The 20,576-nt window shown below is 70.2% G+C and carries 16 protein-coding genes and 3 tRNA genes; 11 read left to right on the plus strand and 8 right to left on the minus strand.

Features of this window, described 5'->3' with window-relative positions; genetic code table 11:
- Nucleotides 1-35 precede the first annotated feature (35 nt).
- The 3 genes from RIV12_RS07035 to RIV12_RS07045 all read right to left on the minus strand — a co-directional run bounded on the left by RIV12_RS07035 (nucleotide 36) and on the right by RIV12_RS07045 (nucleotide 3,008).
- The gene (locus tag RIV12_RS07035; RefSeq protein WP_075418358.1) at nucleotides 36-1,007 is read right to left on the minus strand and encodes an endonuclease/exonuclease/phosphatase family protein; all 972 of its coding nucleotides are present in this window, start codon (nucleotides 1,005-1,007) and stop codon (nucleotides 36-38) included.
- A complete protein-coding gene (gene msrB, locus RIV12_RS07040; protein WP_075418357.1) occupies nucleotides 1,004-1,474 on the minus strand; it encodes a peptide-methionine (R)-S-oxide reductase MsrB in 471 nt (156 codons plus the stop codon). Before msrB ends, RIV12_RS07035 begins: the two co-directional genes overlap by 4 nt.
- Before the next feature lie 100 nt (nucleotides 1,475-1,574).
- Nucleotides 1,575-3,008, minus strand: a complete 1,434-nt coding sequence (locus tag RIV12_RS07045; RefSeq protein WP_075418356.1) for a mechanosensitive ion channel family protein — start codon at nucleotides 3,006-3,008, stop codon at nucleotides 1,575-1,577.
- Between the two features lie 167 nt (nucleotides 3,009-3,175).
- On the opposite strand from RIV12_RS07045, the gene RIV12_RS07050 reads away from it, so the two are divergent.
- A complete protein-coding gene (locus RIV12_RS07050) occupies nucleotides 3,176-3,505 on the plus strand; it encodes a PadR family transcriptional regulator (protein WP_075418355.1) in 330 nt (109 codons plus the stop codon).
- Nucleotides 3,505-4,017, plus strand: coding sequence for a permease prefix domain 1-containing protein (locus RIV12_RS07055; RefSeq protein ID WP_309322952.1), 513 nt, complete (start codon nucleotides 3,505-3,507; stop codon nucleotides 4,015-4,017). The genes RIV12_RS07050 and RIV12_RS07055 overlap by 1 nt, the downstream gene beginning before the upstream one ends.
- 126 nt (nucleotides 4,018-4,143) lie before the next feature.
- Here the strand turns inward: RIV12_RS07055 and acs are convergent, their stop codons facing one another.
- The 4 genes from acs to RIV12_RS07075 all read right to left on the minus strand — a co-directional run bounded on the left by acs (nucleotide 4,144) and on the right by RIV12_RS07075 (nucleotide 6,654).
- Complete coding sequence (acs, locus tag RIV12_RS07060) at nucleotides 4,144-6,072, minus strand: acetate--CoA ligase (RefSeq protein ID WP_309322953.1); 1,929 nt, start codon at nucleotides 6,070-6,072, stop codon at nucleotides 4,144-4,146.
- 277 nt (nucleotides 6,073-6,349) lie between these two features.
- Nucleotides 6,350-6,422: transfer RNA gene (locus RIV12_RS07065), tRNA-Phe, on the minus strand.
- A gap of 47 nt (nucleotides 6,423-6,469) precedes the next feature.
- Nucleotides 6,470-6,543, minus strand: a tRNA-Asp gene (locus RIV12_RS07070).
- Between the two features lie 38 nt (nucleotides 6,544-6,581).
- Nucleotides 6,582-6,654, minus strand: a tRNA-Glu gene (locus RIV12_RS07075).
- A gap of 168 nt (nucleotides 6,655-6,822) precedes the next feature.
- Between RIV12_RS07075 and RIV12_RS07080 the strand changes: the two genes are divergently transcribed.
- Nucleotides 6,823-7,263 carry a metallopeptidase family protein gene (locus tag RIV12_RS07080; protein ID WP_075418353.1) on the plus strand — a complete coding sequence of 147 codons (441 nt, stop codon included), beginning with the start codon at nucleotides 6,823-6,825 and terminating at the stop codon, nucleotides 7,261-7,263.
- Nucleotides 7,264-7,322: 59 nt separating this feature from the next.
- Entirely contained in the window at nucleotides 7,323-8,645 is a 1,323-nt protein-coding gene (locus tag RIV12_RS07085) for a glycoside hydrolase family 3 N-terminal domain-containing protein (protein ID WP_309322954.1), read from the plus strand.
- 81 nt (nucleotides 8,646-8,726) lie between these two features.
- Here RIV12_RS07085 and RIV12_RS07090 read toward each other — a convergent pair whose 3' ends face one another.
- Nucleotides 8,727-11,378 (minus strand): variant leucine-rich repeat-containing protein, encoded by a 2,652-nt coding sequence (locus tag RIV12_RS07090; protein ID WP_309322955.1) that lies wholly within the window; start codon nucleotides 11,376-11,378, stop codon nucleotides 8,727-8,729.
- Nucleotides 11,379-11,677: 299 nt separating this feature from the next.
- Between RIV12_RS07090 and RIV12_RS07095 the strand changes: the two genes are divergently transcribed.
- From RIV12_RS07095 to RIV12_RS07125, 7 genes are all read left to right on the plus strand, one after another.
- Nucleotides 11,678-12,517 carry an ABC transporter ATP-binding protein gene (locus RIV12_RS07095; protein ID WP_178388849.1) on the plus strand — a complete coding sequence of 280 codons (840 nt, stop codon included), beginning with the start codon at nucleotides 11,678-11,680 and terminating at the stop codon, nucleotides 12,515-12,517.
- A 3-nt stretch (nucleotides 12,518-12,520) separates the two neighbouring features.
- Entirely contained in the window at nucleotides 12,521-15,103 is a 2,583-nt protein-coding gene (locus tag RIV12_RS07100) for an ABC transporter permease (protein WP_309322956.1), read from the plus strand.
- Nucleotides 15,104-15,489: 386 nt separating this feature from the next.
- The gene (locus RIV12_RS07105) at nucleotides 15,490-17,358 is read left to right on the plus strand and encodes an ABC transporter ATP-binding protein (protein ID WP_309322964.1); all 1,869 of its coding nucleotides are present in this window, start codon (nucleotides 15,490-15,492) and stop codon (nucleotides 17,356-17,358) included.
- On the plus strand, nucleotides 17,358-19,094 hold the full coding sequence (locus RIV12_RS07110) for an ABC transporter ATP-binding protein (RefSeq protein ID WP_309322957.1): 1,737 nt from the start codon (nucleotides 17,358-17,360) through the stop codon (nucleotides 19,092-19,094). Before RIV12_RS07105 ends, RIV12_RS07110 begins: the two co-directional genes overlap by 1 nt.
- A 291-nt stretch (nucleotides 19,095-19,385) precedes the next feature.
- Entirely contained in the window at nucleotides 19,386-19,874 is a 489-nt protein-coding gene (locus RIV12_RS07115; protein ID WP_075418346.1) for a phage holin family protein, read from the plus strand.
- Nucleotides 19,871-20,371 (plus strand): DUF3618 domain-containing protein, encoded by a 501-nt coding sequence (locus tag RIV12_RS07120; protein ID WP_309322958.1) that lies wholly within the window; start codon nucleotides 19,871-19,873, stop codon nucleotides 20,369-20,371. Before RIV12_RS07115 ends, RIV12_RS07120 begins: the two co-directional genes overlap by 4 nt.
- Nucleotides 20,368-20,576 (plus strand): DUF3618 domain-containing protein (locus RIV12_RS07125; RefSeq protein WP_309322959.1); only part of this gene is annotated, 209 nt, incomplete at its 3' end. The genes RIV12_RS07120 and RIV12_RS07125, both read left to right, overlap by 4 nt.

Raw genomic sequence — 20,576 nt, forward strand, 5'->3', positions numbered from 1 at the left:
GGGCTCAGCGCAGGATCGCGGGCCGGGGGCGCCCGTTAGGCGACCGGTTCGAGGTCCACCCAGGTGCCGACGTGGTCGGAGATGATGAAGGAGGTCGTGCCCCAGTCCACGGCACGCAGCAGCGGGCTCCCACCTGCGGCGGCCGCCTCATTGGTCAGGGGCAGGCCGTCGGGGCCGGTGGGCCACAGGTCGGTCAGAACGTGGTCAATGCGCCGATTGGGGCCGGCTGCCGGGAAGGTGAGCCCCTCCCCCACGGTCCTCCCCAGCCCCAGGACGTCGACCTGCTCGGCGGAGAGGTTGTAGTCGCCCACGAGCAGGTGCGGCCCGGGCAGTCCGGCGAGTGCCCCCCAGGCGGCGGCGAGCTGGCGCGCCGCCATGGACTGGCGGGTGGCCAGGTGGGTGGAGGCGACCGACAGCTGGCGGACCGGCCCGCCGGCGCTTTCGGGCACCTCGAGGGTGGCGGCCACCATGATGCGCTGGGATGCGGTGGACACGTGGTAGGAACGCGGGTCCCAGGCCCGCTCGCCGCGCTTCTCCACGCTGGAGGCCCCGCGCCCCAGGCGCTTGACGTGCCAGCCGGAGACCGGGAAGCGGGAGAGGAGGGCGTTGCCGTAGCCGATCGGTCCGGACCCGACGGCGGCGCGCAGCAGCCCGAGGACGTCGTCGGTCGGCGAGCTCAGCGCGGTGCGCAGGGGCCGACGGCGAAGTCCCACCACCGGCCCGGCATAGCTGGCGGAGAAGCGGCACGTCGGCATGCCCAGCTCCTCGGCCAGGAAGGCCGCCTGGTGAAGGCGCCCAGAACGGGCCTGGCCCAGGTCCACCTCCTGGAGGGCGACGATGTCAGGGGCCAGCTCGGCGATCTGCTCGGCCGTGGCCCGCATGACGGCACGGGCGGTGGCGGGGTCGGAGATGTCGGCGCCGGCCAGCGAGCCGGTGGAGGCGCTGCCGTCCCCGGCCCCGGCGCCGGGCAGACCGTGCTGAAGATTGAGGCTCAGGACCCGGATCATGCTTGCTCCTCCTCGAAGGTCAGGCTCACGGAGTTCATACAGTAGCGCTGGCCGGTGGGGGTCTGGGGGGCGTCGTCGAAGACGTGTCCCAGGTGGCTGTCGCAGGTGGCGCAGCGGACCTCGGTGCGCACCATGCCGTGGGAGGTGTCGGTGCTCAGGGTGACCGCCTCGGACTCGGAGGGGTCGTAGAAGGAGGGCCAGCCGCAGTGGGAGTCGAACTTGGTGGTGGAGCGGAACAGCTCGGCGCCGCAGCCGCGGCACCGGTAGACGCCCTCGCGGCGCTCGTCGAGCAGGGCCCCGGTGAAGGGCCGCTCGGTGCCGGCCTCGCGCAGCACGTGGTACTCCATGGGGCTCAAGGCGGCGCGCCACTGGGCGTCGGTGCGCGCGGCGGCCTCCAGGTCGATGGCCGGGTCGGAGGGCGCGGAGGCGGGCGTCACGGAGGGGTCGCCGCTCATGTCGGTACTCATGGGCTCATCGTCACCCGCCCGACGGCGCCGGGCGACCTGCGTTCACGCATCGAAAACTCACCCATCCGCTCGGGCGCCGGCCAGATAGCGGCTGCCCGGCTCACCTGGGGCCCAGTCCCCCGCGCCGGGCGCGGTGCAGCAGGGAGCGGCCCATGGCCCGCCCCAGGGTGACGGCCCGCCGGGCCCCCAGCCCGTGGGCGGCGCTCTCACCCTCGGCCTCCGTGGTCACGGCGGCATCGTCTCCGCTCCGCGTGGTGGTTCTGGATACCTCATCCTTCTGCTTGGCGACGATCTCCTCGGCCGCGCGGGCCACCTCCTCGGGGCCGAGGTCCTGGGTGAGCTCGACCTGCTCGACCTCCACTCGCGTGCGCGGCAGCGCGTAGGGGGCCTCCCGCTGGAGCCAGGTGACCAGCTCCTCACGCACGTGGGACTTGAGGGTGCCGACATCGCCGGGGTTGTCCCCGGTCAGGACGACCTGCACCGTGACGTGGCCGCCGACGGCGTCGGAGACCTCGAGCGAGGCCTGGCGCCCGTCCCAGACGGTGGAGGCGGCCACGAGGCGGGCCAGCTCGGCGCGCAGCGAGGCGATGGGCACGCGCCAGTCCAGATCGAGGGTGAAGGAGCCGGTGGCCTGGGAGCCTCCGCGCGTCCAGTTGGCGAAGGGGTTCTCGGTGAAGTGGGTCGAGGGCAGGATGAGGCGCCGGTCGTCCCAGGTGCGCATGACCACGTAGGTCAGGGTGATCTCCTCGATGGTGCCCTGCTCCTTGTCGACGACGACGATGTCGTCCACGCGGATGGCGTCGGTGGTGGCCAGCTGGAGGCCGGCGAAGACGTTGCCGAGCATGGAGCGGGCGGCCATACCGGCGATGACGGAGGCCAGACCGGCCGAGGCGAGCAGCGACCCCATGGCGAACTGGACGCTGGGGAAGGTCATGATGGCACTGACGAGCCCGGCGATGACGATGATCACCTGGGTGACGCGCCGGATGATCTGACTCTGGGTGGTCACCCGGTTGGCGTGCCCCTGGTTACCGCCGGCCTGCGCCCCCTTGACGACGGTGGACTCGATGGCCTTGACGAAGGCGACGACGAGCCAGGTCACCGCGAAGATGAGGGCGATGGTGACCCCGCGTTCGATGACGACCATCGTCGTGGAGTCGCTCTTGGCGTGCCGCAGTCCGGTCAGAGCGAGCTGGGAGCCCAGGAAGGCCCCGGTCATGGCGCCGACGGCGAAGGCGGGTCGGCGCCCGAACTCCACGATCTCGCGGTACAGGAGGCGGCGCCTGCCCATGAATCTGAGGATCGCCACCACCACGAAGGCGACGACCAGGCCGATGAGGGCCCCCAGCCCGGCCTGCCAGGCGATGGTGACCAGGTCGTTCGTCGTCTTGGTCACCACTTTGACGGTCTCGTCCACGTTGACCTGTGGCACACCCGTGGGAGCGGTGGTGGGCGTGGGAGTCGGGGTGGCTGAAGGATTCGCGCTGGGATCTGCGCCGGGGGTCGCGGGAGCGGTGGTGGCTGCGACGAGCATGGGACCACCTTAAGCAGCCAGGCTGTACCTGGGCTGTGACACATGGCCTGGACCGACGGCCGGAGCATCCTCCAACTTCCACTTGACGTACTACGTGTGCCGTAGTACGTTAGATGCATAAGGACCTCAGGGCACCTTCACCACGAACCTCAGGAAGGAGGGTTCACATGATCAGCGCAGACGCCATTCGCGGCTACATCGACCTCATCGTCCTGTCCCTGCTCAAGCGGCAGCCGTCCTACGCCTACGACCTGGCCAAGACCATCACCGAGGTCTCCGACGGCGAGTACACCATCAAGCAGACCACCCTCTACACCGCCCTCAAGCGCCTGGAGTCCACCGGCCTGGCGGCCTCCTACGCCGGGGTATCCGACTCCGGCAAGTCCCGCACCTACTACCGCCTCACCTCCGAAGGCACCGCCCACCTGACCGCCAAGGTCTCCGAGTGGGAGGACACCAAGACCCTCATCGACCGCTTCGCGAAAGGAGCCCACTGATGGACACCATCGAGACCTTCCTCGACAACATGTTCGCCCCCTACCCGACCACGCCGCGCCTGACCGAGGCCCGCGCCGAGCTGCGCGCCATGATGGAGGACGCCTACAACGACGCCATCGCCCAGGGCAAGACCCACAACGAGGCGGTCGGGCAGGTCATCACCGACTTCGGCAACCTTCACGAGCTGGCCCCGGTCCTGGGCATCGCTCAGGACATCCAGCCCGGAGGCTACCCGCAGGCGGCTCCCGCCGGCGCCCCGACGACGTCCGAGCCCAGCCGGCCCGCCGGCCCCGCACCTGCCGGCCAGCAGGCCTCCGGGTGGGGCGATCAGGACGACGACCCCTTCACCAACCTCGTCGCCGGAATCTACTGGCCGGCCACGGTGGTCATCTACCTGCTGTGGAGCTTCATCTTCGACGCCTGGGACATCTCCTGGATCATCTGGCCGGTCGCCGCCGTCGCCTTCGCCATCTTCGCCACCGTGCGCAACTACCGGCGCAATCGCCAGTGAGTCCTTCCACCCCGGCCCAGGACTCCCTCAGTCATGAGCGAAGGGCCCGGAACCTGGTGGGTTCCGGGCCCTTCGCAGCGGCTCCGACCGCATCCTTGATCCGGGGCCTGGCCTGAGCCGAGGAGCTCACTCCTCGGCGAGGGTGGACAGGTCGCCCTCATCCTGGCCCAGCGCCCGGGCCCGCAGCACCCGGCGCAGGATCTTGCCCGAGCGGGTCTTGGGCAGCGACTCGAGGAAGACGAAGGACTCCGGCTTGGCGATCGGCGACAGAGTCGCCGCCACGTGCTGACGCAGCTCGGCCTCGAGCTCACGCGACGGCTCGACCCCGGTGGCCAGGACGACGGCGACATGGACGGAGTGCCCCTTGACCTCGTGGGGCAGGCCGACGGCGGCGGCCTCGGTCACCGCGGAGTGGGAGACGAGCGCCGACTCGACCTCGGCCGTGCCCAGGCGGTGGCCGGAGACCTTGATGACGTCGTCGGTGCGCCCGATGATCCAGAACCAGCCGTCAGCGTCGCGCTTGGCCGAGTCCCCGGTCAGATACAGGCCCGGGTACTTGCTCCAGTAGGTGTCCACGTAGCGCTGCGGGTCACGGAAGAGAGTGCGCATCATCGAGGGCCAGGGCCGCTTGAGGACGAGGTTCCCCTCGACGCCGTCGGGAACCTCCCGGCCCTCATCGTCAACGACGGCGGCCTCCTGGCCGAACACCGGCCGGCCGGCCGCGCCGGGCTTCTGAGGCATGGAGGGCACTGTCGTGATCTGGAACATGCCGGTCTCGGTCTGCCACCAGGTGTCGATGATCGGGCAGCGGTCGGCGCCCACGACGTGGTGGAACCAGCGCCACGCCTCGGGGTTGAGGGGCTCGCCGACGCTGCCCAGCAGCCGCAGGCTGGACAGGTCGTGACGCCGCACCCATGCCTCGCCGAAACGCATGAGTGTGCGGATGGCCGTGGGGGCGGTGTAGAAGGCGTTGATGCCGTAACGCTCGATGAGGTTCCACCAGCGGTCCGGGTAGGGGTAGGTCGGGTTTCCCTCGTACATGAAGACGGTGGCGCCGTTGAGCAGCGGACCGTAGACGAGGTAGCTGTGGCCGGTGATCCAGCCCGGGTCCGAGGTGCACCACCAACGGTCGGCGTCATGGACATCGAAGCAGTCGTGGAGGGTGACATAGGTGCCCACCTGGTAGCCGCCATGGGAGTGCAGGATCGCCTTGGGCTTGCCGGTGGACCCGGAGGTGTAGAGGATGAACAGGGGGTCCTCGGCGTCGACCTGCACGGTCTCACAGCGGCCCTGGGCGATCGGGAGCTTGCACAGCTCGTGGTACCAGTGGTCGCGGATGGGGTCCATGACAGCCTCGGTGCCGGTGTTGCGCACGACGATGACGTTCTGGACGGTGGGCGAGAAGCGCACCGCGTCGTCGACGATCTTCTTCATGGGGAAGACCTTGCCGTTGATCCACGAGCCGTCGGCAGTGATGACGACCTTGGACTCCGAGTTATCGATGCGCGCGCTCAGGGCGTCGGAGGAGTAGCCGGCGAAGACCACCGAGTGGATGGCCCCGAGCTTGGCGCAGGCGAGCATGGCGAAGAAGACCTCGGGGATGCGGGGCAGGTAGATCGTCACAACATCGCCCTTGTGCACACCCATGGCCTTGAGGACGTTGGCCATCCTCTCGACCTCCCGACCCAGGTCGAAGTAGGAGAAGGTACGCACCTGCTCGACGTCCTCACCCACCCAGATGAGGGCGAGCTTGTTGCGGTGGGAGTTGGTCAGGTGCCGGTCGACGGCGTTGGAGACGATGTTCGTCCTAGCACCGACGAACCAGCGGTAGAAAGGGGCCCCGGACTCGTCGAGCACCGTGTCCCAGCGCCTGGACCACTCCAGCTCGCCGGCGCGCTCGGCCCAGTAGCCCTCCAGATCCGCGGCGGCCCGCTCCTCCAGAGCGCGCCAGTCGCCGACCCAGGCGTTGGCGACGACCTCGGGGTCGGGATGGATGGTCTGCTCCGGCTCCTCCATCGGCTCACCCGGGGTCTGAGTCACGGTCCTTGAGATCATGGCGTCCTCCTTGTGCAGTATGAATATGGCGCCGTCACGCGGCGAGGGGCGTCCGGTGGCGTGCGGGCCGTGTGGAGTACGGAGCTCTCGGCACTCACGAACGTGGCGTCGCACACATGTGGGCAGCCATCATCCATCATGAAGGCCCGCTTGGCCACCGAAACGGCGAAGGGAACCCGCGGGCGTCACACAGAAGGGGCCTGGCGCGCTCGGTCCCGGGCGGAGCACGCAGACAGAGCGAAGGCCCGGAACCTTGTGGGTTCCGGGCCTTTCGCAGTGGCTCCGACCGGCGTCGATCCGGTGACCTTTCGATTTTCAGTCGAACGCTCTACCAACTGAGCTACAGAGCCTTGGGATGGAAGCGGTCCGACCATTTCTGATCGGACCGACCTTTCCGCGACCTCGACGGGACTTGAACCCGCGACCTCCGCCGTGACAGGGCGGCGCGCTAACCAACTGCGCCACGAGGCCAGTGTGAATTCACTGTGTTATTCACTTGTGCGAATCCGTACCCCCAACGGGATTCGAACCCGTGCTACCGCCGTGAAAGGGCGGGGTCCTAGGCCGCTAGACGATGGGGGCCAGGGGCCTTCGACGTCGTCGCGCCTCGAACCGGGATGAACACTAAGGGGACAGTCTTCCGCAGCGCAAATCCCAGGAGCGTGACCCTCCTCACCGCTCGGTTTTCGGCGGGATTGCGGCCCGCGAGGACTGACGAGCCGGAGCCTGACGGTCTGGCAGGCTGATCCCGTGAGCCATGAGCACCAGCAGGAGGCGGACCAGCCCCGCCGACCCCGGGAACAGCCCTTCGGGAGGATGTCGCAGCAGGAGTTCGAGGACGTCGTCGGCGACGCCCTCGACAGGATCCCCGCGGACCTGGCCGAGGCGATCGACAACGTCGTCGTTCTCATCCAGGACGAGCCCGATCCGGAGATGCTCACCGAGGAGGACTATGACGACTCCGGCCTGCCCACGCTCCTGGGGCTGTACGACGGCGTCCCCCTCACCGAGCGCGACGATGGCTGGTCCATGGTGCTGCCCGACCGCATCCTCATCTTCCGTGGGCCACTGGAGCGCTGGTGCACGAGCCGCGAGGAGCTGGAGGAGGAGATCACAGTGACGGTCATCCATGAGGTGGCCCACCACTTCGGCATCCCCGACGAGCGCCTCCACGAGCTGGGTTGGGAGTAGCCGCCGGGAACCGGCCGTAAGAGTCATTACCTCGCAAGCACCCAGGGACCTGCCTTAGTGTGGCCGGCATGAACGACCGTCATCGGCCTGAGACTCCGGACGCCGGGAAGCCTCCCACCCCCGACGCCCCCGGCGAGTCCCCGCAGAACCACGTGAGCCGACGGCCAGTACTCCTCACGGCCCTCCTGGGCGCCGGCTCCCTGGCCGGATGCTCGCTGATCCCCGGCTCCTCGTCGGCCGGCGGCTCCTCCCCCAGCGCGCAGCCCAAGACCCCGGCGCCCACATCACCCAGCGCCGTCCCCTCGCCCACCGCGAGCACGACGGCGTCGGCCACCGCGACGGCCACCGACGGAGCACTGGCGGGCTGGAGCCTGGAGGAGAAGGTCGGTCAGCTCATGATGGTCGGCGTGGACGCCACCTCCCCCAAGGACTCCTCCACCGAGGCCATCGACACCCACCATGTCGGCAACATCTTCATTGCCGGCCGCACCACGGCGGGCAGCCAGGCGACCCAGAAGGTCATCGCCTCGTTCACCGGCAAGGTCGGCCCGGGCACGACCCACAACACCCCGATGCTCGTGTCCACCGACCAGGAGGGCGGCGAGGTCCAGGTCCTGTCCGGATCGGGCTTCTCCGAGATCCCCTCGGCGATGGATCAGTCGGCCCAGTCGCGCGATCAGCTGGTGGCCGCGGCGCGCACCTGGGGCAAGGAGCTGGCCGATGTCGGCGTCAACATGAACCTGGCCCCGGTGGTCGACCTGGTCGACATCGACCGACCGACCACCAACGAACCCATTGGCCACTGGGGCCGCGAGTACGGCCACGACGCCGCCACCGTCTCCTCCCAGGCCGGCGCCTTCGCCGAGGGGATGCAGGCATCGAAGGTCATCCCCACCTACAAGCACTTCCCGGGTCTGGGGCGGGTGACGGCCAACACGGACACCTCCGCGGGCGTCGTCGACCGCACCACGAGCCGCAACTCCGACGCCGCGGTCGGCGTCTTCGCCAGCGCCATCGCCGCCGGCGCGCAGGTCATCATGGTCTCCTCGGCCACGTACACGCTCATGGATCCCTCGGCGCCGGCGGTGTTCTCCTCGAAGATCGTCACCGACATGCTGCGTAAGGAGATGGGCTTCTCCGGGGTGGTCATCACCGACGACGTCTCGGCCGCCGTCCAGGTCCAGGACGTGGCCGCGGGCGATCGGGCCGTGCAGGCGATCCGGGCCGGCTGCGACATCGTGCTGGCCTCGGCGGACCCGACGGTGGTCGCGGACATGGTCAAGGCCCTCATTGCCGCCGCCCAGTCCGACCCGGCCTTCGCGGCACGGGTCGACGAGTCGGCCACGCGAGTGCTGGCCCTCAAGAGCGGCCTCCAGTCCTGAGTCGCGCCGAAAGCGCATCGGCCCTCCTGAGCCAGTGGCTCAGGAGGGCCGATCGCGTTCTCAGGCGAGCCGGCTCAAGCCTCAGCGGGTCTTGGTGGTGCCCTGCGGCGACCCGTTGGACTCGATGCGCTTGGCCAGGCAGTGGTCAGAGTCGTAGCCCTGGGCGTCGCACCAGCCGTTGGCCTTGTCGGCGTCGTCGTAGAGCTCGCCGGACAGGGTCACCCACCAGCCGCTGACGTCGTAGACCGGCCATTGACCGGTGTCGATGATGACGGCCTTCGGGTTGGACTGCCGTGTCTTCAGGAACTCCGCGAGGATCGAGCGGTTGGTCCAGGTCTGCCCGTCGGCCACCAGGCCGACCTGCTTGGAGGACAGCTGCGGGGTCCATTTGCCCCGCATGCTGTTCATGACGATGGGGTAGTCGTGCTTGACCTGCCACTGGATGGCGTCTCCGGCGGCCTGCTCGTCCTGCGTCTCCTGGTTGGCGTTGGAGCTCGCTGAGGAGGCGATGGTCATCGGGGAGTTCGTCGAGCTCTTCGAGGTGGCGCTGGACGGGGAGCCGCGGTCGTAGGAGGGCCTGACCGACAGGCCCTTGAGGTCGAGGTCCTTGGCGGTGCGGAAGTAGTGCTGCTCGCCGAAGCGCAGCGTCACCGTCCGTCCGCCGTTGGGGATGATGAGCGGGTCGCTGGAGAGGTCGAAGGTTCCCGAGGCCACGAGGTGGTCGACGTCGGCGCCACCGGTGGGGCTGGTGGCGCTGTAGACGAGGACCTGGTTGGACGATCCGGCCAGGAAGTCGCCCTCGGCGCAGGAGGTCGCCATGTTGCCCTGGACCTTCAGCTCGCCCTGGCCGTCCTCCACCGAGGTGATCGTGAAGGTCGGCATGCTGGAGCAGGCCTTGACCGCGCCCGAGGGCAGGGCCGCCGCGGTCGACGTGGCTGCGGCGTCGGCCTGGCCGTTCTGCTTGCCGCCCTCGTCCCCGTTGGCGCCGGCCTTGTCCTGGGAGGAGTCCTCACCCTTGCCCTTGTTGGCGAAGTAGTTCCCGGCCCACACGCCGCCTCCGCCGGCGATGACGAGCAGGAGGACCACGATGATCGCGATCAGGCGCCCGGTGCTGGACTTCGACGGCTGCTTCTGCTGCTGGGGAGGCGGCATCTGGGCCGCCATCTGGGGCCCGAACATGTCCAGCTCCACGGCCGGCTGAGCGGCGGAGAAGCCCGACGGCGCCCCGCTGGGGGTCTCGGCCCAGGCGGCGATGTCCTCGGCCGACGGGGGCGGGGGCACGGGGAGGGCCACTGACTCGGCCGAGCCCGCGGCGGGAGCGGCCGAGTCCGCTGCCCAGCCGGCGGCTACGGCCGCGGACTGGGCCGAGGTCATGACGTCGGTCGTCGTGTCGGCCGAGTCGACCTCGTGCCACTGCGACACGGGGGTGAGGACGGTCGGGTCGTCGTCGACGGGCTCGCTGTTCTCCGCCTCGGTGGACTCCTCGGCCTTCGGCTCCTCGTCGGCCGGAGCGATGACGTCGTCTCCGGAGTCCGTAGCCTCACCGGAGTCGCCCTTGGCGACGTCCTCGGCATCCGGGCCCTCCGAAGCCGTGTTCTTAGCCTCGTCGGCGGCGTCCTCGGAATCGTCAGCGGCCTCGTCGACCTCGGTCGGCTCCGCACTCGGATCGGTGCCCGGCTCATCCCCGCCCTCGTCATCGGGTTCGTCGGAGCCCGACCCCTGATCCTCGTCAGCGGTATCCTCAGCGGCCTCCGCCTCCGCATCGGCCTGTGCAGCAGCCTCAGACTCCGTGGCCTCCATGGTCTCAACCGCTTCAGCGACCTCGGCACTCCCCTCACCGGCGGACTCATCGCCGACGGCATCCTCGGCGGCCTGCCCCTCAGGAGCGTCCTCCTCGGGCTCATCAGCCGACTCGCCGGCATCAGAGTCCGCGACCTCATCATCCGACTCGTCGGATCCCGGATCCTCAGTCGCATCGGCAGGCTCGTCGGCTGTGGCGTCCTCAGTGTCCTGGCCCTCCGGAGCCTGGCTCTCAGCCTCGTCGACCTCGGCGCCCTCAGCGGGCTCGGTGGGCTCCTCGGCCCCCTGATCGTCGCCGGTCTCGCCAGAGTCATCATCGGTGCTCGCGGACTCGTCAGCGGACTCGTCGATCTCGGTCGGCTCCGCAGTCGGATCGGTGCCCGGCTCGTCCCCGGCCCCGTCATCCGCTTCGTCGGAGCCCGACCCCTGATCCTCGTCAGCGGCATCCTCAGCGGCCTCCGCCTCCGCATCAGCCTGCGTGGCGGCCTCAGCCGCAGACTCCGCGGACTCCACAGGCTCCGAATCGCTCTCCTCGACCGCCTCGGACTCATCAGCCGTTTCAGCTTCGCCCTCATCCACCGGCGCGGCACCATCGTCGGCCGACTCCGTCTGCACCGGCCCCTCCTGAACGACAGTGGGATCCACGGCGGGCTCACCGCCCGCGGTAACGGCGGCATCCGCGGCGTCCGCAGCATTGGCGGCCGCATCGTCGGTCAGGTAGCCGCGTGCGCGAAGGTTGGCGAGGACCTCGACGTTCCCGGTACTGGCCAGCCAGCCGAGCAGGTCGGGATAGGCCGCCGGGTTGGTCGACAGCGGTGCCCACAGGTCGGGCCGGCTCTGCGCGATCGCGGCCTGCAGGGCCTGGTCCGGAGTCTGCGCGGCAACCGCCGCATCGGCCTGATGCGCCGCCATCATGAGCTGAACCGGATCCATGCAGAGCCCTTCCGGGAGAACGTATTGGGTGACCTCGACTGATCGGGCTCGTCGCCAACCCATCCCGGGTCCTTCACCAGGCTCCGATCATCCCTGATGGTAGTCACGAATCGGCTGAAAGGTTTAAGAAACGGAGTCAGCCGGGGAAAACACCTTCATCCTCCACGCAGCTGCACCCCCGTCCCGGCCCACCTCAGGGACATCCCCGACCCCGGGTCAGGGTCGATCGGCCACCCAGTCAGGGGCCTGTCCTCCGCGAGGAGGATTCACCTCACCCATACCACTGTCAAACTGAACCTATGAGTAGCTCCGTTCCAGCCACCGCTTCCTCCATCCTCACACCTCACCGACCGGTGGATGACCCTGTGGTCTCCGCACGCAGCCTCACCAAGGTCTACGGCCGCGGCTCGGGCGCCGTCACAGCGCTCGACTCCGTCAACGTCGACATCGCGCGAGCCCGTTTCACCGCCATCATGGGGCCGTCCGGCTCCGGCAAGTCCACGCTCATGCACTGCCTGGCCGGCCTGGACTCGATCACGTCCGGGGAGATCATGCTCGACGGCGACATGGTCTCCTCCATGAACCAGCGCCGCCTCACCCGCCTGCGCCGCGAACGCATCGGCTTCATCTTCCAGTCCTTCAACCTGGTCCCCACCCTCACGGCGGCGGAGAACATCACCCTGCCCCTGGACATCGCCCGCAAGAAGGTCAACCCGCAGCGCTTCGACCAGGTGATCGACGCCGTCGGCCTCAGGGAGCGCCTGTCCCACCGGCCCGCCGAGCTCTCCGGCGGTCAGGTCCAGCGCGTTGCCTGCGCCCGGGCGCTCGTGGGCGAGCCGGCGGTCGTCTTCGCCGACGAGCCCACCGGGAACCTGGACTCCCACTCCACCGACCAGGTCCTGGAGATCCTGCGACGCAGTGTCGACGACCTGGGGCAGTCGGTGGTCATGGTGACTCACGAGCCGGAGGCGGCCGCCTGGGCCGACACCGTCATCTTCCTGCGCGACGGCCACGTCGTCGCCCAGCTGAATGAGCCCAACCGCGACCGGGTCCTGGACGCCCTGCGCGAGCTGAGCGAGGCCGAGCCCGCCCCCGCAGCCGGCGCCCCGCAGACCGGCCCGGCCGTCAAGGGGGCCTGAGCCGTGAGACGAGTCGCCTGGCGCTCCGTACGCGCCCACGCCAAACAGTTCTTCCTGACCACCTTCGCCGTCATGCTCGGGGTGGCGTTCCTGTCGGGCACGCTCGCCCTGCGCGCCTCCATGTCGGAGACCTTCTCCAAGCTGCTGTCCTCCACCGTCACCTCCGACCTGTACGTCCAGGGCCCCAAGATCGCCACCAACGGCGACAACAACTCGTCGAGCTCCACACCGTCCCAGCCCATCGACAGCGCCCTGACCGAGCAGATCAAGCAGATCGACGGTGTGGAGGCAGCCAACCCCGGAGTCGAGATGACCGGGGTCCTCGTGGGAGCCAACGACACCCCGGTCACCACCACCGGCGCCCCCACACTGTTCATACCGCAGTATGACAATGAGGAGGGCCTGACCTGGGTCCAGGGCCACAAGCCTCAAGGAGGGGGCGAGATCTCCCTGGAGTCCGGGGCCCTGAAGACCTCCGGCCTCAAGGTCGGGGACAAGACGCACATCGTGGTGCAGGGCACTCCCAGCGAGGTCACCGTGGTCGGCGAGTTCCACTACGAGTCGTCCATGGCCAGCGCGACGGTCGTGGGCGTGGATCCGAACTGGCTCATGCCGATCGCCGCCCCGGACGGCAAGGTGTCGAGCATCTCCGTCGACGTCGCTCAGGGCACCTCGGTGGACACGGTCAAGTCCGAGGTCACCAAGCTCCTTCCCGACGGCTCCCGGGTTCAGACCCAGGCCGAGGTCATCAAGGAGCAGAACAAGACCATTGAGAAGCAGCTGGGCTTCATCCAGGTCTTCCTGCTGGTCTTCGTCGTCGTCGCCATGTTCGTGGGCTCCTTCATCATCATGAACTCCTTCGCGATGAGCGTGCGTCAGCGGGTCAAGGAGTTCGCCCTCCTGCGGGCGGTCGGGGCCTCACCCGGCTCGGTGTTCGGCGTGGTGTTCCTGCAGGCGGTCGTCATCGGCGTCGTCGGCTCCACCCTGGGCGTGGCCGCGGGTGCGGGGCTCCTGTCCGGGCTGTCCGCAATACTCGACGCCTTGGGCATGCCACTGCTGGAGGGCACGGGCCTGAGCGGGCCGATCATCGCGATCTCGCTGGCGGTGGGGCTGGGCGTCACCATCGTCGGCGCCCTGCTGCCGGCGCGGGAGGCCGCCCTGACCCACCCGGTCGAGGCCATGCGCGGCGTGTCGGGCTCCCGGGAGAAGTCACTGGTCCTGCGCACGATCCTGGGTGGGCTGCTGCTGGCGGCCGGAGTGGCCGCGATCGCCGCCGCGTGGGTGAACGCGGACCTGACGTGGCGCCGCCCCATCATGGGTGTGGGCGCGGGCGGCACGGTCCTGGGACTGCTCATCGTCTCCCCGACCCTGGCCCGCCCGGTGGTGGCCGTGCTGGGTCTGCCCTTCCGGCTGCTGCGGCCCGCCGGGCGCCTGGCGGTGCGCAACATCATCCACAACCCGCGCCGCACGGCCAACACCTCCGGCGCCCTCATGGTGGGCATGGCCCTGGTGTGCGCCGGCGCCACGCTGGCCGCCTCCTTCCAGGCCTCGACCGCCGACGAGATCGACAAGTCCCTCAAGGCCGACCTCGTGGTCCAGCCCGCCACGATCGGCAGCCTGAACACCCGGCTCTCAGCCGACAAGGCCAAGGACATCGCCGCGATCGACGGGGTCAAGGAGACCTCCTCCTACTCCATCTACGCCGACTCCGTCACCAAGCCCGACGGCAGCCAGAACCCCGCCGCCACCGTCGTCGTCGTCGAGCCCGACACCTACTCCAAGGCCTACGACGTCTCCACGAGCTCCGGGTCGATGGAGGACCTGGATGCCACCCACGTGGCCGCGAAGAAGGACGAGGGCCTCAAGCTGGGAGACAAGGTATCCATCACCGGCCCCAGCGGGTCGGCTGAGGCCACGGTCGGCGCCATCGTCGACCCGAAGGGAACCGGCGGCAACTACTACATCTCGCCTGAGCTGGCGGCGTCGGTGGGCTCCTGGAGCTCGCCGGGCACCAGCACGGACGCGGCCCATGTCCTGGACGCGCCACTGGGCATGCTCCTGACCCTCGACGAGGGCGCCGACCTCAACGCAGTACGGAACCAGGCACGCGACATCGTGGCCGACACCTACCAGTACTCGGTGCGCGACGCCGACGAGATCTCCGACCAGGTCGGCCAGCAGATCAACCAGATGCTCGCCATCCTCTACGGCCTGCTGGGGCTGAGTATCGCCATCGCCATCCTGGGCATCGTCAACACCCTGGTGCTCTCGGTCTCGGAGCGCACGCGGGAGATCGGGCTCATGCGCGCCGTCGGCCTGGGCAAGGCCCAGCTGTCCGGGGAGATCATCACCGAGTCGGTCCTCACCGCCCTGTACGGCACCGTGCTGGGCGGGGCGACCGGGGTGGTCCTGGCCGCCGCCCTCAAGGAGGTCCTGGAGGATCAGGGGCTCACGTCGCTGAGCATCCCCTGGGGCCAGATGGTGGGCATGCTCGTGCTCTCCGTGGTGGTCGGCGTCATCGCGGCCCTGTGGCCGGCGCTGCGCGCCTCCCGGATTCCCGTCCTGGACGCCATCGCCACCGAGTGACCCAGGAGCGGACGGCGCGAGGCACGCGATAGACAGGCCCCGCCCGGTACCGCTCACGCATCTGCTGGCGCCTCACGGCGGCAGCCGGTGGGGTCGGGACTCAACCAGCCGGCACTGGATGAGTCCCGACCCTGCCAAGCCCGGAGCCCCGGCCCGCCCCCATTGAGGGGTCGGGCCGGGGCTCCGGTACGTCTGCACGACCCGTCCGACAGCCGCCCGAGCCGCACACCCGCCGGATATTCCCGTGCCCAGTATCTTCCTTGTCACCGGCTCTCCCCCTGCCGCACCCGTTTCAGCTCCGATAGCCTCATGCGATCATGCCCGAACCGTCCTCCCGGTCGTTCCCGACCACCCCGGCAACGCTGTCCGCCCTGACTGCACAGTCCATGACCCCCGACGCTCCACTCCCCCAGCCCCCTTCCCTCGGGGCCGGGGCGCTTCTGCGCTGGCTGCTGCGCCGTGCCGCCGTCCCGGTCACCCTGGCGACCCTGGCAGCCTGCACCTCCAACACCATCCAGGCGATCGTGCCGGCCTTCCTGGGGCAGGCCCTCGACGCCGGGATCGAGAACGGACTCAACGGCCGCGTCTGGGGCATCGGCGCCCTGCTGCTGGTGCTGTTCGTCGTCTACGCCGTCGGGGACACGATGCTGTCCTACTTCGGGGTGACGGCCTGGATGCGCACCGCCTTCGACGTCGACCGGCTCGTGGGCCGACAGATCTCGGCCACGGGCAAGGACCTGTCCCGGCAGGTCTCCACCGGTGAGGTCGCCACCATCATCGCCTCCGACGCCGGCTACCTGGGCAATCTCATCGAGTACCTGCCGGCCCTGCTGGGGGCGGCGGCCAGCTTCCTCGTCGTGGCCGTCCTCATGCTGCGCACCTCGGTGAGCCTGGGGCTCATCGTCATCCTGGGCATGCCGCTGGTGGCGGCCATCGTCACCCTGGTCATCCGTCCCCTGCAGAAGCGTCAGGCCGTTCAGCGCGAGGCCCAGTCCGCGGTCACCACGATCACCACGGACACGGTGGCGGGCCTGCGGATCCTGCGGGGCATCGGCGGGGAGGACGTCTTCGCCCGCCGCTATCGGGACGCCTCCCAGGAGCTGCGGCGCCGCGGCGTCGAGGTGGCCTCCTCCCAGGCCACCCTCATGACCCTCCAGGTGCTGCTGCCCGGGCTCTTCGCCGCCATCGTCGTGTGGGTGGCGGCGCGCATGGCCGTGGCCGGCAGCCTCACCCCCGGCGGGCTCATCACCTTCTACGGCTACACCGCCTACCTGTCCTGGCCGCTGTGGGTGTTCACCAGCTCCGTGCAGGACTACACCCGGGCCGTCGTCGGCGCCCGGCGCCTGAGCCGCCTGCTGGAGGTGGCGCCGGCCGCCGGCAGCCTCGTGGAGCGCCTCAGCCTGGACCCGGCCGCCGCCCACCCCGTCAGCGGCGACCTGGTGGACACCGGCAGCGGCCTGCGCCTCAAGGAGGGCCGCATGACGGCCCTCGTGTGCCCCGACCCGCAGGTCTCCGCCGACCTGGCCACGCGCCTGGGGCGCTTCACCGACGCCGGCCCCACCGTGACCCTGGCGGGCCGGCCACTGACCACCATGCCCCTGGAGCAGGTGCGCGCCAGCGTCGTCGTCTCCGGCGCCACCGCCCAGCTCTTCACCGGGACCCTGCGCGAGGCCCTCGACGTGCGCGGCGGCCCCGACCCGCAGCCGGCGGGCCTGGAGGACCTCGTGCGCGCCGAGGCCGAACGCACCACCGGGGCCGACGTCGACCAGCAGGTCCGCCCCCAGGAGCGCGAGGCCCCCGGCGACGACCGGCTCATCGAGGCCATCGAGATCGCCGACGCCGGCGATGTCCTGACCTCCCTGAGCGAGGGCCTGGCCGGGATGATCACCGAGAAGGGCCGGTCCCTGTCCGGCGGGCAGCGTCAGCGCGTGGCCCTGGCCCGGGCGCTGCTGACCGAGGCGCCCACGCTCGTGCTCATCGAGCCGACCTCCGCCCTGGACTCCCACACCGAGGCCCGCGTGGCCGCCCAGGTGCACCGGGCCCGCGCCGGGCGCACGACCGTCGTCGTCACCGCCTCACCGCTGGTCCTGGAGGCCTGCGACGAGGTCGTCTTCCTCGACTCCAGCGGGACCGAGCTGCTGCGCTCCACGCACCGCGAGCTCATGGCCATGGCCCGCGACGGCCACGAGCAGGCGGCCGACTACCGCGCCGTCGTCTCCCGGGCCATGGGCGAGGATGCGGAGGCGAGCTGCTGATGGCGCTTCCTGTCGCACCCGGGCCGGTCGCCCTGCGCAAGACCTTCCGGATCATGGCCTCCTACCGGGGGCGCTTCGCCGTCGTCCTGGCCCTCCAGATCACCGCGGTCCTGTCCACGCTCGTGGCCCCGCAGCTGCTGGGGCGGCTGGTCGGGCGGGTCTCGGCCGGGCGGGCCGACGCCGGCTACGTGGACCGGATCGTGCTGACCATCATCGCGGTCACGCTCGTGGGCGCGCTCATCAACCGCTTCGCCCAGAAGCACGCCCGGACCCTGGGCGAGTCGGTCTTCGCCGAGCTGCGCGAGCGCATGATGAACCGGGTGGTGCACCTGCCGCTGAGCGCGGTGGAGTCCGCCGGCACCGGCGACCTCGTGGGGCGCACCACCACCGACGTCTCCCGCATCGAGTTCCTGGTGCGGGTGGGGATCCCCCAGATCCTCGTGTGCGTGGTGACGATCGTCTTCACCCTCCTGGCCGCCGCCGTCGCCGACCCCCTCCTGGCGCTCGGGCTGCTCGTCATCGCCCCGCCCGTGTGGTCGATGATGCGCTGGTACCTGCCGATCTCCATCCCCGCCTACCGGGCCGAGTCGGCCGCCCAGGCCCGTCTCAACGGGGCGGTCTCCGAGACGGTCGAGCACGCCGAGACCGTGGACGCGCTGGGTATCGGGGCTCGCCGCGAGCGCGCCATCATGGCCTCCGTCAAGGAGGCATGGTCCTTGGAGCGCTACACGGCCGCGCTGCGGGTGCGCCTGTTCATGGTGCTCGACGTCGCCTGGCGGGCGCCCGTCGTCGTCATCCTCCTGTGGGGCGGGTTCCTGGCCGGCCGCGGCTACGCGACCCTGGGGGCGATCACCACCGTCGCCCTCTACTCCATGGAGCTGCGCAAACCGGTGGGCCAGCTCATGTTCTGGATCGACCAGGTCCAGATCGCCCAGGCATCCCTGTCCCGCATCCTGGGGGTGGAGGAGGTCCCCGACGACCGCGCCCCCACCGGCCAGGAGCCCGAGGGCACGCGGATCGTGCTCGACGACGTGCGCTTCTCCTACCGGGAGGGCGTCGAGGTGCTCCACGGGATCGACCTGGAGCTCGTGCCCGGGGAGCGGCTGGCCGTCGTCGGGCCCTCGGGGTCCGGGAAGTCCACGCTGGGGCGGATGCTGGCCGGTATCAACCCGCCCACTTCCGGGAGCGTCACCGTGGGAGGAGTGGTGCTGACGGACCTGACGGAGGACGAGCTGCGCCGCCACGTGGCCCTGGTGACCCAGGAGCACCACGTGTTCGTCGGCACCGTGGCGGACAACGTGCGCCTGGGCCGCCCCCGCGCCTCCGATGACACGATCCGCGAGGCCATTGAGGCCATCGGGGCCGACACCTGGGTGGACGCGCTGCCCGAGGGGATGAACACGATGGTCGGGTCGGGTCACCTCGAGCTCAGCCCCGCCCAGGCCCAGGAGGTGGCGCTGGCCCGGCTCGTGCTGCTGGACCCGCACACGCTCATCCTGGATGAGGCCACCTCGCTGCTGGACCCGCGCGCCGCCCGCACCCTGGAGCGGACCCTGTCCACGGCGCTGGCCGGGCGCACCGTCATCGAGGTGGCCCACCGTCTCTACACGGCCGCTGACGCCGACCGGGTCGCCGTCGTCATGGACGGGAGGATCGTCGAGCTGGGCAGCCACGACGAGCTCGTGGCCCTCGGCGGGGAGTACGCGAGCCTCTGGCAGGCCTGGAACCAGGAGTAGCGGGCCTGCGGGCCGCCCGCACCGACGCTCCGCACCGACTCGTTCCACTCCGTCGGCACGGTCCGGATCGCCCTGCCGGTCAGGGCGGCGACGGCAGTCCTTCGTAGATCGCCGGTGGCGAAAGCCGGCCCCTATCTCCCAAACCTACAAACCCGCTCGGGCCTGCGTTGTTCCACGATGGCGCAGGCTGTGAGATTCTTAGTTCGGCGGGTCGTCCCACTGTCGCGATCCCGCCGCCTCGCAGTCAGCTGATTGCCTCCAACGCCGTGCCTCACATGAGAAGGTCCGTTCATGCCCAACAACCAGCCACCTCCCCCGCCGTCGCAGGCGACGCCGTCGGCCTCCACCACGCCTCCTCGCAGGGCCAGCGGCAGCACCCAGCCCACGCTCGGTGAGCTCATCGCCCGCATCTCGGAGAACATCTCCGCGCTGGTGCGCGGCGAGATCGACCTGGCCAAGGCCAAGGGCCAGCGCATGGCCAAGGAGATGGGTCTGGGGGCCGGGCTGCTCGCCGCCGCCGGGGTGCTGGCCCTGTTCATCTTCGGGTTGGTGCTGGGAGCCATGACGTCGGGGCTGTCCAACATCATGCCGCTGTGGGCCGCCTTCCTCGTGGTGGCGCTGCTCCTCACCGTGATCGCCGTGCCGATGGCCCTGATCGGCATCAAGCGGCTCAAGGCCGCCAAGGCCGACACGCCCACGCCACAGGAGGGTCTGATGGAGTCGGTCAACGCCGTCAAGGGGGCCGTCGCCTCCGGCCTGGAGAGGGGGAACGCCAAGTGAGCACCCACAACGCTCCCACGCCCACATCCGTCCCCGCCGCGCCGGCTGTTGAGGCCGCGCAGGCCGCGCCGTCGGCTGACGCCGTCCTGTCCGATATGGCGGCTCGGCGCCTGACGCTGGCCGCCGACGTCGACGAGCTCGCCGCGCGCCTGGCTCCCAACAACCTGGCCAAGGTCGCCAAGCTCAAGGCCCGCGAGAAGGTCCAGGAGCTGCGCAGCCAGGCCGTCAGCAAAGTTGAGGACACGGTCGGGCAGGTCAAGAACCGCCTGGTCTCCCTGGCCGGTGGTGGCACCGACCCCGAGGGCGGGGTCGATACCTACGAGCCCGGCACGCTGACCTTCGGCCAACGCGTCTCCCGCCTGTTCGACGACGCCCGCGACGGCGACCCCGCCTCCCTGGGGATCGTCACGGTGGCGGGGCTCGCCCTGGCGGGCCTCAGCGTGACGGCGACCGTCGCTGCGGTCAAGGCCTTCCGCGCCCGGGCGGGCAGGGCATGACTAGCGGGACGCAGGCAGGTGCCTCCGGCGCCGAGGCCACCGGGTCCAGGTCGCTGAGCCCCGAGCAGATCGAGGAGCGGCTGCGCGCCCAGCGCGTGGCCCTGGCGGCGAGCGTCGACGAGTTCGCCTCCCGGGTCGACCCGCGCACGCAGGCGAAGGAGGCCGGGGAGCATCTGCGCGAGCAGGCGAGCGCCAAGGCCGACCA

This window comes from Actinomyces stomatis (assembly GCF_031292835.1).
Classification (GTDB): domain Bacteria; phylum Actinomycetota; class Actinomycetes; order Actinomycetales; family Actinomycetaceae; genus Actinomyces; species Actinomyces stomatis.

Coding starts and splice junctions, on each gene's coding strand:
- RIV12_RS07035 (WP_075418358.1), bottom strand. CDS start 1,007: ATGATCCGGGTCCTGAGCCTCAATCTTCAGCACGGTCTGCCCGGCGCC.
- msrB (WP_075418357.1), bottom strand. CDS start 1,474: ATGAGTACCGACATGAGCGGCGACCCCTCCGTGACGCCCGCCTCCGCG.
- RIV12_RS07045 (WP_075418356.1), bottom strand. CDS start 3,008: ATGCTCGTCGCAGCCACCACCGCTCCCGCGACCCCCGGCGCAGATCCC.
- RIV12_RS07050 (WP_075418355.1), top strand. CDS start 3,176: ATGATCAGCGCAGACGCCATTCGCGGCTACATCGACCTCATCGTCCTG.
- RIV12_RS07055 (WP_309322952.1), top strand. CDS start 3,505: ATGGACACCATCGAGACCTTCCTCGACAACATGTTCGCCCCCTACCCG.
- acs (WP_309322953.1), bottom strand. CDS start 6,072: ATGATCTCAAGGACCGTGACTCAGACCCCGGGTGAGCCGATGGAGGAG.
- RIV12_RS07090 (WP_309322955.1), bottom strand. CDS start 11,378: ATGGATCCGGTTCAGCTCATGATGGCGGCGCATCAGGCCGATGCGGCG.
- RIV12_RS07095 (WP_178388849.1), top strand. CDS start 11,678: ATGAGTAGCTCCGTTCCAGCCACCGCTTCCTCCATCCTCACACCTCAC.
- RIV12_RS07105 (WP_309322964.1), top strand. CDS start 15,490: ATGACCCCCGACGCTCCACTCCCCCAGCCCCCTTCCCTCGGGGCCGGG.
- RIV12_RS07110 (WP_309322957.1), top strand. CDS start 17,358: ATGGCGCTTCCTGTCGCACCCGGGCCGGTCGCCCTGCGCAAGACCTTC.
- RIV12_RS07115 (WP_075418346.1), top strand. CDS start 19,386: ATGCCCAACAACCAGCCACCTCCCCCGCCGTCGCAGGCGACGCCGTCG.